We start from the raw sequence: 10,849 nt of genomic DNA, 5'->3' as shown, positions 1-10,849 counted from the left end.
GCCGGATGGTAGGGCCGCGAGCCGCGACCGGCGTACGCGCTGACCAGATGGCTGAGATCGAGCTGATCGACGATCTCGACCACGAACCGCGCCAAGTGGTCTTCGGGCAGGTATTCCTGCACACTCGCCGGGAACAGGTCCGGCGTGTCCCGATCCACCGTCACGAAGTTGACCGCCATGGCAACGACTCTCGTCTGCAAGAACCCGGCCTTACTGTACCCGGCCGATGCCCCATAAGTCGGACAGCCTCCCAGGGGCAACCGCGTCCGGCTGACATCCGGCTTTGCTCACGGCGCCCCGACATGGTGCTGACTGATCAGGATCTGAACCATACCAGTGCAAATCTCTGGTCAATCCCCCCCACTCGACCGATCACGCCTACACTCAACCCCTGTCACCAAGTGCGCTGCAAAAAAACTGGCAGGAATATTGCGAAGTTGTATGCGGGTACACGAGCCCCCGGCGGATTTGCCCTGGCAGGCCGCCGCCACAATCTGGTTAGCAATGGGACGCTAGGGTTCCGGTCCGCGTGGCGGGCGTCTGGTCCGAGAGCATCCGACCTCTTCCGAAGGGGTTACACGGCGGGACAAAAGCCCGGGAGATTCGTCGAGGAGCTCCCGTGTGTATTTCCCGACCAACCCGACAGGAGACGGCCATGAAACGTCCCAGCAAGTCCCTACGCCGCGGCCTGCGCCGCATCACCCCCGTGCTTGTCGCACTCTCTCTTGCCACGCCCGGCCTGGGGCTGGCGCAGGAGCGCGACAGCTTCCGCATCGCCTGGAGCATCTACGTGGGCTGGATGCCCTGGGACTACGGCGAGAGCTCGGGCATTGTCGATAAATGGGCCGATCGCTACGACATCGACATCGATGTCGTGCAGATCAACGACTACATCGAATCCATCAACCTCTACACCGCCGGCGAGTTCGACGGCGTTACCGTCACCAACATGGACGCACTCGCCATCCCCTCGGCCAGTGGTGTGGATACCACGCTGGCCCTCGTGGGCGACTTCTCGAACGGCAACGACGGCGTAGTCCTGAAAGGCAGTTACGACCTGGCCGACATCGAAGGCCGCCGGGTCAACCTGGTCGAGCTGTCCGTGTCGCACTACCTCCTGGCCCGCGCCCTCGATTCGGTCGACATGACCGAGCGGGACGTCACCGTGGTCAATACCTCCGATGCCGATATCGTCGGCGCCTTCTCAAGCCCGGATGTCACCGCGGCGGTCACCTGGAACCCGCAGCTGAGCGAGCTGGGCGCCGTGCCAGACGCCAACGTGGTCTTCGACTCCTCGGACATTCCCGGCGAGATCATCGACACCCTCGCGCTCAACACCGAGGTGCTCGAGGCCAACCCCGAACTGGGCATGGCCCTGGCCGGCGCCTGGTACGAAATCATGGCCAACATGGCGGCGGATGACGCGATCGGCATTGAGGCCCGGACGCAGATGGCGGAGGCCGCAGGCACCGATCTCGCCGGCTATGAGCTGCAGCTGGATAGCACCGAGATGTTCTATGACGCCGCCGATGCGGTGGCATTCGTGACCAGCGACCAGCCACGGGCCACCATGGACAACGTCCGGCAATTCGCCTTCGACCGTGGTCTGCTCGGGGCCAGTGCCCAGAGTCCCGACTTCGTGGGGATCGAGTTTGCGGACGGGTCGATTCTGGGGTCATCCAGCAACGTCAAACTGCGCTTTACCGACAAGTACATGCGCATGGCCGCCGAGGGTGAGCTGTAGGGCCGATGGGTATCCCGGAGGCGCCGCCGCCGCCTCCGGACCCTTTTGCGCGCAGAGCAGACATCATGAAACGACTGATCAACCAACGCCCCGGGCGCGTGCTGGGCAGCACCCTTGCCCTGCTGCCATTTGCGCTGGTACTGCTGGCGTACGTGGCCGCCTCGGCAGCGCGGCTGGCCGACAATCCCGACGACAAGTTGCTACCGTCGCTGATGACCATGGCCGATGCGCTGGTTCGCCTGGCCACGGAGCCCTCGCGCCGCACCGGCGAGATCCTGCTTTGGGCCGATACGGCCGCCAGTCTTGCCCGGCTGCTGACGGGCGTCGCCATCAGCATGATGCTCGCGCTGGCCGTTGGCACTGCCACCGGCCTCATCCCCTATCTGCGTCGCACGCTCTCACCGTTTCTTGCGGCCCTCGCCATGATCCCACCGCTCGCCATCCTGCCGATTCTGTTCATCGCGTTCGGCGTGGGAGAGCTGTCCAAGGTGGTGCTCATCGTTTTCGGAATCCTGCCGTTCATGATGCGTGACCTGCAGCAGCGCGTTGAGGAGATTCCGGGCGAACAGATTGTAAAGGCGCAGACACTGGGCGGCTCGACCTGGCAGATCCTGCTCCGCGTGGCTATTCCGCAAACACTGCCCCGGCTGTTTGATGCAACGCGGCTGTCACTGGGGGCCGCTTGGCTCTTTCTGATTGCGGCCGAGGCCATTGCCGCCGAGCAGGGGCTGGGCTATCGCATCTTCCTGGTACGGCGCTACCTCGACATGCAGACCATCCTCCCCTACGTGGCGTGGATCACGCTGCTGGCGTTTACGCTAAACGGGTTGCTGAGACGCCTCAACTACTGGCTCTTCCCCTGGTATGCGACGGGGAGGGCCAAGTGAACATCATCGAAGCAAGGGGCCTGTGGAAGGAGTACGGCTGCGACACCGTGCTTGAGGATGTCTATCTGAGCGTGGCACCCGGCGATTTCGTGACGGTTGTCGGGGCCTCGGGCTGTGGCAAGAGCACCTTCCTGCGGATGCTCCTTGGCGAGGAGACACCCACCCGCGGCCAATTGCGGCTGGACGGCGCACCGATGCCCGACGAGCCCGGCCCCGACCGCGGTGTGGTCTTCCAGAGATACTCGGTGTTTCCGCATCTCACCGCGCTCGGCAATGTGCTGCTGGCCGAGGAACTCGCGCGAGCCCCGCTCATTGCCCGACTGCTGGGCCGGCCGCGCCGCGACGCGCTGGCCCGGGCACGCGAAATGCTCGAACGCGTCGGCCTCACAAACGCTGCTCATAAATATCCTAGCCAACTCTCAGGCGGCATGCAACAGCGCCTCGCCATTGCCCAGGCGCTCATGAAAAACCCGCGCGTACTGCTGCTAGATGAGCCTTTTGGCGCGCTTGACCCCGGCATCCGCAAGGACATGCATGCGCTCATCCTCGAGCTCTGGGAGCGGCTCGACATCACCATCTTCATGGTCACCCACGATCTGAAGGAGGGGTTCGATCTAGGCACCCGGCTGCTGGTATTCGACAAGGTGCGCCACGACCCGCATGCACCAGGAGCCTACGGCGCCACCATCACCTACGACATCCCGCTGGAGCACGGGGCACGGGCAGCCGAGCGCCTGCCGGCCAGCGTGCGCAGCGAGCTTTCATCCACCCCCGATGAGGAGAGTGCCTGATGCACGCAACCCCCATTGCCGAGACCCGCATCGTGCACCGCGAGACGGTGCCCGGCGCCCGTTACTGGTCGATGGTGATCAAACGTGGCTTCACGCTGCGCCTGACCGACGTCGACGGTCGCGCCAATGCCGCCCTGCTGGCCTACAACCCGCACAACCCGCTTGAGCGCTACAACATGGCCGACACGCTCAAGGGTCAGCATGTCAGCCGTCTCACCCGCGGCAACATGCTGTTCTCGGACATGGGCCGGGCGATGTTCTCGATCACCGAAGACAGCGTGGGCTGGCACGACCCAATCGGCGGTATCAGTGATGCCGGGCTGATCCGCTCGCGCTACGGCATCGCCAGTTTTCAGGATCACTGGAACGATTTCTACCGCGATGGCCGTGAACTCTTTCTGATTGAACTGGCCAAATGGGGCCTGGGGCCGCGTGATCTCACGATCCCCGTCAATTTCTTTCAGAAGGTCAGCGTGGACGACGACGGCGATCTGCACTACCACGCCGATCACAGCCACCCGGGCGCCAGCGTGGATCTGCGCGCCGAGGCCGACAGCCTGGTGGTGCTTGCCACGGCCCCGCACCCGATGGCGCCCGGTCCCGACTACCGACCGGGGCCGGTGGCGGTGTCGATTTTCCGCTCGGCACCCGTGACGGATGACGATTTCTGCATCCACCACGCCCCAGAAAACGCCCGGGCCTATGCCAACACGCTGATCGCCAGCTGCCAGGAGTGAGACTCGTGCCTGCAATGAACCTGCAAGAAAGCATGCTCGACCCAAAGGATGCCGTCAGTCGCGAGACCGTGCCGGCCGGTGAATGGTGGATTGCCGAGCTGCGTCAAGGCCAGACCCTGCGCATCGTGGATGTCGAGGGCAACGAAGCGGCCGACACCCTATTCTACAGCCTGGCGGACCCCAGCGGTGAGCGCTACAGCGCCATCGACACCACGCAGCGCCAGAGCAACGTGTATCTGACCACTGGTTCGCCGCTCGTCTCGAACCGCGGCAACGTCATGCTCACCATTACCGCCGACACCTGCGGCCGCCATGACACGCTGGGCGGGGCCTGCTCGGCCGAGGCCAATCAGATGCGCTATGCGCTCGACAAGAAGTCGATGCACTCGTGTCGGGACAATTTCCTGCATGCCGTCCAGGAGAGTCGCTATGGACTGACCAAGCGCGATGTGGTCAGCAACATCAACTTTTTCATGAATGTCCCGGTCACGGCCGACGGCGGACTATCCTTTCAGGATGGCATCTCGGGGTCGGGGAAATATGTGGAGATGTGCGCCGAAATGGATGTGATCGCCCTGATCTCGAACTGCCCGCAGCTCAACAACCCTTGCAGCGGCTTCAACCCGACGCCGCTCGAGATGATCATCTGGGACTGACACCGGCCACCGGGGACCACCCCGGTGCGCCTGACGCAGCGGCGGGACGACCCGCCTTCGAGAGCCGAATCCAACATGTTCAGCAAGGTACTCATTGCGAACCGCGGCGCCATTGCCTGCCGCATCGAGCGCACACTTCGCGAGCTCGGGGTAGCAAGCCTGGCGGTCTATTCCGAAGCGGATCGCGTCTCACGCCATGTTCGCGAGGCCGATGAAGCCGTCCTGATCGGCCCCGCCCGGGCCAGCGAGTCGTATCTGGATGCCGCGCGCATCCTTGCCGTGGCGCGAGAACACGGCGCCGATGCCATCCACCCCGGCTATGGCTTTCTCTCGGAGAACGCCGACTTTGCCGAGGCATGTGAAGCGGCGGGGATCGCCTTTATCGGACCCACGCCGACCCAGATCCGGGAATTCGGGCTCAAACACACCGCCCGCGCCCTGGCCGAGGCGAACAACGTGCCACTGCTGCCCGGAACGGAGCTCCTGGTGGATGTTGATGAGGCGCTTGCGCAGGCGGAGCGCATTGGCTACCCAGTCATGCTGAAAAGCACCGCCGGCGGCGGCGGCATCGGCATGCAGCTTTGTGATGACGCCGCGGAGCTCCAGGCGGCCTTTGCCTCGGTCCAGCGCCTTTCCGTCAACCATTTTGCGGACAGCGGCATCTTTCTCGAGAAATTCATTCCACGCGCCCGCCACATTGAGGTGCAGATTTTTGGTGACGGCAGCGGCGAGGTCATTGCCCTTGGCGAGCGCGACTGCTCCCTGCAGCGCCGCCACCAGAAGGTGATCGAGGAGACGCCCGCGCCCAATCTGCCGTCGGCAACCCGCCAGGCCCTGCATGATGCCGCCGAGCGCCTGGGCCGGAGCGTCGCCTATCGCTCCCCCGGCACAGTGGAGTTTTTGTTTGATGCCGATACCGGCGCCTTCCATTTCCTGGAGGTCAACACCCGGCTCCAGGTCGAACACGGCGTTACCGAGGCCGTCACCGGCGTGGATCTGGTGGCCTGGATGGTCAGCGCGGCCGCCGGCGAGCTGGGCCGCCTGAGCGACCGCCGCCCCGGGCCACCGGATGGCCACGCCATTCAGGCCCGTGTGTATGCAGAGGATCCGGGCAAGGACTTTCAGCCCGCCACCGGACTCATCACCGAGGCGGTCCTGCCGGCCGACTGCCGCGTGGACACCTGGGTCGAGCGCGGGCTTGAGGTGACGCCCTACTACGACCCCATGCTGGCCAAGGTCATTGTCCATGCCGATGGCCGCGACACGGCACTCGAGCGCCTGGGCCGGGCACTTGCCGACATGCGCATCGATGGCGTGATGACCAACCTCGACTATCTGCGCGCGGTGATCAGGATGCCGGCATTGCAGGCCGGCGAGGCTATCACCCGGAGTCTGACCGATTTCCGGCATCACACAACCCGAATCGATGTCATCAGCGCAGGCACCCTGACCACGGTGCAGGACTGGCCCGGCCGGGTGGGCTACTGGGACATCGGCGTCCCGCCCTCCGGCCCCATGGACAGCCTGGCCTTTCGCCTTGGCAATCGGTTGCTGGGCAACCCCGAGACCGCGAGCGGTCTTGAAATCACGGCGCAGGGGCCCACGCTGCGTTTTTCCAGCGCCACCCGAGTGGTGCTCACGGGGGCGACCATGACGGCAACCTGCGGCGATCGCCCGGTGCCCCTCTGGGAGGTATTCACGGTTGGCGCTGGCGAGACCCTGGCTATTGGCGGCGCCGGTGTAACCGGTATCCGGGCGTACCTGCTCGTGGAGGGCGGGCTCGATGTTCCCCTGCACATGGGCAGCCGGGCGACCTTTACGCTAGGCCAACTCGGCGGCCACGGCGGCCGCGCGCTGACGGCCGGCGACGTGCTGCTGCCGGGCTCCGCAGCCGTCCCCCCGACAGCCCCGGCGACGGCGCCTGGACCCCGTCTGCCCGAAGCGCTGATCCCGACCATCGACCGCCACTGGACCCTGCGTGCCATGTCCGGTCCGCATGGCGCGCCGGACTTCTTCACCCCCGCCTACATCGAGGCGTTCTTCAGCGCCGACTGGGAGGTGCACTACAACTCGAGTCGCACCGGCGTGCGCCTGATCGGCCCCAAACCGGAATGGGCGCGCGACGACGGGGGCGAGGCGGGACTGCACCCGTCCAATATCCATGACAATGCCTACGCCATTGGCAGCGTCGACTTCACCGGGGACATGCCGGTCATTCTGGGGCCGGACGGTCCCAGCCTGGGCGGGTTTGTCTGCCCGGCCACCGTCATCGACGCCGATCTGTGGAAACTGGGTCAGCTGCGGCCCGGCGATACCATCCGCTTTCAGGCAGTCAGCCGGGACGAGGCTCGTCAGGCGGCCGCCGAGCAGGCGGCAATGATTGCCACCCTGCAGCCGCCGGCGCCGCGGCCCGAACCCATGCCAACGACACCCGCCAGCCCGGTCATCAAGCGCCGTGAGGCCTCATCGCAGCGACCCGAAGTGACCTATCGGGCGGCCGGCGATCGCTACCTCCTGGTCGAATACGGGCCCATCGTGCTCAACCTTGCTCTGCGCTTTCGCGTCCAGGCACTGCTGGAGTGGCTCACCGGACTCGCCATTCCGGGTGTGATCGACATGACGCCCGGCGTACGGAGCCTGCAGATCCACTTCGACCCCGGCCAGCTCCCGGTCGACCGACTGCTCGACATCCTGGAGCAGTCCGAGGCCGAACTCACCAACCTGGCCGAGGCCGAGCTGCCCTCGCGCATCATCCATCTGCCATTGGCCTGGGATGACAGCCAGACCCGGCTTGCTACCGAGAAGTACATGCAGTCGGTGCGCCCGGATGCACCCTGGTGCCCCCACAACATCGAGTTTATTCGCCGTATCAACGGGCTGAAGGACGAGGCCGAACTGCGTCGCATTGTCTTCGACGCCTCCTATCTGGTGATGGGGCTGGGCGATGTCTACCTCTCCGCCCCGCTGGCGACCCCAATCGATCCCCGGCATCGTCTGGTGACCACCAAGTACAACCCGGCGCGCACCTGGACGCCGGAAAACGCGGTGGGTATCGGCGGCTCGTACCTGTGCATCTACGGCATTGAAGGGCCTGGCGGCTATCAGTTCGTCGGCCGTACGCTGCAGATCTGGAATCGCTATCGCACCACGCCTGAGTTCCAGCAGCCGTGGCTGCTGCGTTTCTTCGACCAGATCCGCTTCTCCGAGGTCGGTGAAGACGAGCTCATGGAGATGCGCGCCGACTTCCCCGGCGGCAGACTGCGGCTCGACATCGAGGAAACCACGTTCTCGCTGGCCCGCCACCAGCAGTTTGTTGCCGACAACCAGGCAAGCATCGAGGCGTTCAAGGCACGCCAGCAGGCCGCATTCGAGGCCGAGCGCCAGCGCTGGATTGCCAACGGTCAGGCCGACTTCGCCGCCGAGTCGGAGCCATCGACGCCGGTCGACGAGGGCCCTGATCTGGGTGATGGCGAGGGGACCATCGCGGCGGACGTCCACGGCAGCATCTGGACTGTGGATGTCCGCGCAGGCGATCGCATCACCCCCGACGCCGCTCTGCTGGTGATCGAGTCGATGAAGATGGAGATCCCCGTTTATGCCCCGCAGGCCGGGGTGATCAGACGAGTGCTCTGCGAGCCGGGTCGCCCGGTCACACCGGGCCAGCCCCTGGCTATCATTGAATGGGAGACTGACTGATGGACACGATCAGCGAACTGCTGGCGGCCTATCGCACTGGCGCGCTCACTCCACGCACCCATCTGTCCGGCATCCGCCGGGCCATTGCCGGGTCCGATCCGCACAATGCCTGGATCACCGTGATCGATGAGCCGTTGCTCGAGTCGCATATTGCCCGGCTCGAGCAGGCGGACCCGGCGGCGCTCCCGCTCTACGGCGTCCCGTTCGCGGTCAAGGACAACATTGATGTGGCGGAGCTGGCGACCACCGCCGCCTGTCCCGACTATCGCTACCAGCCCGACGGGTCGGCCACCGTGGTCCGGCATCTTATCGAGGCCGGCGCGGTGCCGATGGGCAAGACCAACCTGGATCAGTTCGCCACGGGGCTGGTGGGCGCACGCTCGCCCTATGGGCCGTGTCGCAATGCCTTTGATCCCGAGCGCGTCGCGGGCGGTTCAAGCGCGGGGTCGGCCGTTGCCGTGGCGCTGGGCCAAGTGAGTTTCTCGCTCGGCACCGACACCGCCGGTTCGGGCCGGGTGCCCGCCGCCTTCAACAACCTCGTCGGCCTCAAGCCAAGCCGCGGCCTGCTCAGCACCCGGGGCGTTGTCCCGGCCTGCCGCAGCCTCGACTGCGTGAGCATCTTCGGCCTTTGCGCCGACGACGTGCAGCGGGTGTTTGCCGTGACGCAGGCGTTTGACCCCCTGGATGCCCAGTCACGCCCGCTGCAGTCGCCGCTGCCACTGCGCGCCGATATCCCCGCCAATGGCTTCCGCTTCGGTGTGCCGGCCGAGACCGATCTGGCATTTTTTGGCAACGAGGCAGGCAATGCCGCCTTTAAGGCCGCGGTAAGCGCGCTCGAATCCCTGGGGGGCATTGCCGAGCCGATCGATCTGAAGCCCTTTCTAGAGGCGGCCCGACTACTCTACGACGGCCCCTGGGTTGCCGAGCGCTACGCCGCGATCCGCGATTTCATCGAGTCCCGACCTGAGGCGCTGCTATCGGTGACGCACCAGATTATCGGTAGTGGCAGCAAGCCCCTCGCCTGTGATCTTTTCGCGGCCGAGCATCTTCTGGCAGAACGGCGGCGCCAGACCGAGGCCGTCTGGACCAGCGTGGATTGCATCGTGACGCCCACGGCGCCAACACTACCAACGCTCGCCGCCGTGGAAGCCGATCCAATCGGCATAAACAGCCAACTGGGTTACTACACCAACTTCATGAACCTGCTCGACCTGAGCGCCGTTGCGGCACCCGCGGGCTTTACCCCGGACGGCCTGCCCTTTGGCATCACGCTGTTCGCGCCGGCTTTTCTCGACCGCCCCTTACTGGACCTGGCCGACCGGCTGCAGCGCCAGCAGGCGCTGCCGCTTGGCACCAGCGAGCGAACCGTGCCAAGCAGCGAGCAGCCCTGGCCGGATCACGGCGAGCACCGCCTGCGCATCGCCGTATGCGGCGCCCACATGAGCGGCCTCCCGCTCAATCACGAACTCACCGAGCGCGGCGGGCGCTTTTTGCGCGCCAGCCAAACGGCACCCGAGTATCGCCTGTATGCCCTGCCCGGCGGGCCGCCGACGCGGCCCGGCCTCGTCCGGGTCAACGACGGGGGCAGCGCTATCGCGCTCGAGGTCTGGACACTTCCGCGCCGCGCGGTCGGGGATTTTCTGACCGGCATCCCCGCGCCCCTCGGCCTGGGGCAGGTGCGACTGGCCGACGGCGACCAGGTGCCTGGGTTTCTCTGCGAGGCAGCAGCCGCCACACCGGACGCCGAGGATATCTCCGCACTGGGCTCGTGGCGACGCTACGCGGGGTCGTCCTGAAAAAGGCACACGGCTTTCCGGGGGATACCCGGACGGATAGACGGATAGGAAATCGAAGCCACCCTGAGTGCCCAGGGTGGCTTGGGAAAGGGCAATCGCAGGGGCGGGATGTGTGGTCAACACCGAACAGCGGGGCTGACGGGTGTCCGAGGCGGTGCGGCGCGCGCGGCAGGAATCTGGAAGGCATCGATGCCGAAGCGCCCGGCTTTGCCGATGTCGCGGCGCGCCTTGGGCGCTGATCAGGCCCGGTCCGGCGCGGCCTTGAGCGCCTCTTCGAGCCGCGCCGACTCCGCCTTTGCAGCCTGCATCAGCGCGTCGAAATCGTCGGGTGGGTTGCCGCCGTCGAGCATGCCTCTGAAGGTCGCATAGGCATCGGTCCGGCTGCCATAGGCGCGCAGGGTGGTCTCATCGTTCACCCACGCCAGCACGATGATCCTGGCCTCGCTGCTGAAGCGGTAGAAGAGTCGATACTGCTGGAAGCACTTGGCCCGAAACCAGTGCTTCCGGGCCTCGCCGAGCGTGTCGCCTTGCCGGAACGCAGG

8 protein-coding genes, 1 pseudogene and 1 riboswitch are annotated in these 10,849 nt (G+C 65.7%); of the genes and pseudogenes, 7 read left to right on the top strand and 2 right to left on the bottom strand.

The window, feature by feature from the left end; translation table 11 throughout:
* A pseudogene (locus tag QZ607_RS25060) lies at nt 1-179 on the bottom strand (IS5/IS1182 family transposase); the annotation flags it as partial.
* A 322-nt stretch (nt 180-501) separates the two neighbouring features.
* Nucleotides 502-603: riboswitch (guanidine-I (ykkC/yxkD leader) on the top strand.
* A 52-nt stretch (nt 604-655) separates the two neighbouring features.
* Between QZ607_RS25060 and QZ607_RS25055 the strand changes: the two are divergent.
* The 7 genes from QZ607_RS25055 to atzF all read left to right on the top strand — a co-directional run bounded on the left by QZ607_RS25055 (nt 656) and on the right by atzF (nt 10,307).
* Nucleotides 656-1,744 carry a putative urea ABC transporter substrate-binding protein gene (locus QZ607_RS25055; protein ID WP_295888793.1) on the top strand — a complete coding sequence of 363 codons (1,089 nt, stop codon included), beginning with the start codon at nt 656-658 and terminating at the stop codon, nt 1,742-1,744.
* A 65-nt stretch (nt 1,745-1,809) separates the two neighbouring features.
* The gene (locus QZ607_RS25050; protein ID WP_295888791.1) at nt 1,810-2,631 is read left to right on the top strand and encodes an ABC transporter permease; all 822 of its coding nucleotides are present in this window, start codon (nt 1,810-1,812) and stop codon (nt 2,629-2,631) included.
* On the top strand, nt 2,628-3,422 hold the full coding sequence (locus QZ607_RS25045) for an ABC transporter ATP-binding protein (RefSeq protein WP_295888784.1): 795 nt from the start codon (nt 2,628-2,630) through the stop codon (nt 3,420-3,422). The genes QZ607_RS25050 and QZ607_RS25045 overlap by 4 nt, the downstream gene beginning before the upstream one ends.
* Complete coding sequence (locus QZ607_RS25040; protein WP_295888780.1) at nt 3,422-4,159, top strand: urea amidolyase associated protein UAAP1; 738 nt, start codon at nt 3,422-3,424, stop codon at nt 4,157-4,159. Before QZ607_RS25045 ends, QZ607_RS25040 begins: the two co-directional genes overlap by 1 nt.
* A gap of 14 nt (nt 4,160-4,173) precedes the next feature.
* Nucleotides 4,174-4,815, top strand: a complete 642-nt coding sequence (locus QZ607_RS25035; protein ID WP_295888778.1) for an urea amidolyase associated protein UAAP2 — start codon at nt 4,174-4,176, stop codon at nt 4,813-4,815.
* A 75-nt stretch (nt 4,816-4,890) separates the two neighbouring features.
* Nucleotides 4,891-8,511 (top strand): urea carboxylase, encoded by a 3,621-nt coding sequence (uca, locus tag QZ607_RS25030; RefSeq protein ID WP_295888777.1) that lies wholly within the window; start codon nt 4,891-4,893, stop codon nt 8,509-8,511.
* On the top strand, nt 8,511-10,307 hold the full coding sequence (gene atzF, locus QZ607_RS25025) for an allophanate hydrolase (protein ID WP_295888772.1): 1,797 nt from the start codon (nt 8,511-8,513) through the stop codon (nt 10,305-10,307). The genes uca and atzF overlap by 1 nt, the downstream gene beginning before the upstream one ends.
* A 239-nt stretch (nt 10,308-10,546) precedes the next feature.
* On the opposite strand, the gene QZ607_RS25020 is transcribed toward atzF, so the two are convergent.
* Nucleotides 10,547-10,849, bottom strand: a 303-nt coding sequence (locus tag QZ607_RS25020; RefSeq protein ID WP_295888768.1) for a type II toxin-antitoxin system YhaV family toxin, incomplete at its 5' end; no start/stop codon positions are given.

Origin of the sequence: uncultured Thiohalocapsa sp. (genome assembly GCF_913063425.1) — a bacterium.
Classification (GTDB): domain Bacteria; phylum Pseudomonadota; class Gammaproteobacteria; order Chromatiales; family Chromatiaceae; genus Thiohalocapsa.
This window is presented reverse-complemented; position numbering and strand designations above follow the sequence as displayed.

Bases quoted from the DNA above. Each gene is read 5' to 3' on its own strand.
- QZ607_RS25055 (WP_295888793.1), top strand. From the start codon at position 656: ATGAAACGTCCCAGCAAGTCCCTACGCCGCGGCCTGCGCCGCATCACC.
- QZ607_RS25050 (WP_295888791.1), top strand. From the start codon at position 1,810: ATGAAACGACTGATCAACCAACGCCCCGGGCGCGTGCTGGGCAGCACC.
- QZ607_RS25040 (WP_295888780.1), top strand. From the start codon at position 3,422: ATGCACGCAACCCCCATTGCCGAGACCCGCATCGTGCACCGCGAGACG.
- QZ607_RS25035 (WP_295888778.1), top strand. From the start codon at position 4,174: ATGAACCTGCAAGAAAGCATGCTCGACCCAAAGGATGCCGTCAGTCGC.
- uca (WP_295888777.1), top strand. From the start codon at position 4,891: ATGTTCAGCAAGGTACTCATTGCGAACCGCGGCGCCATTGCCTGCCGC.
- atzF (WP_295888772.1), top strand. From the start codon at position 8,511: ATGGACACGATCAGCGAACTGCTGGCGGCCTATCGCACTGGCGCGCTC.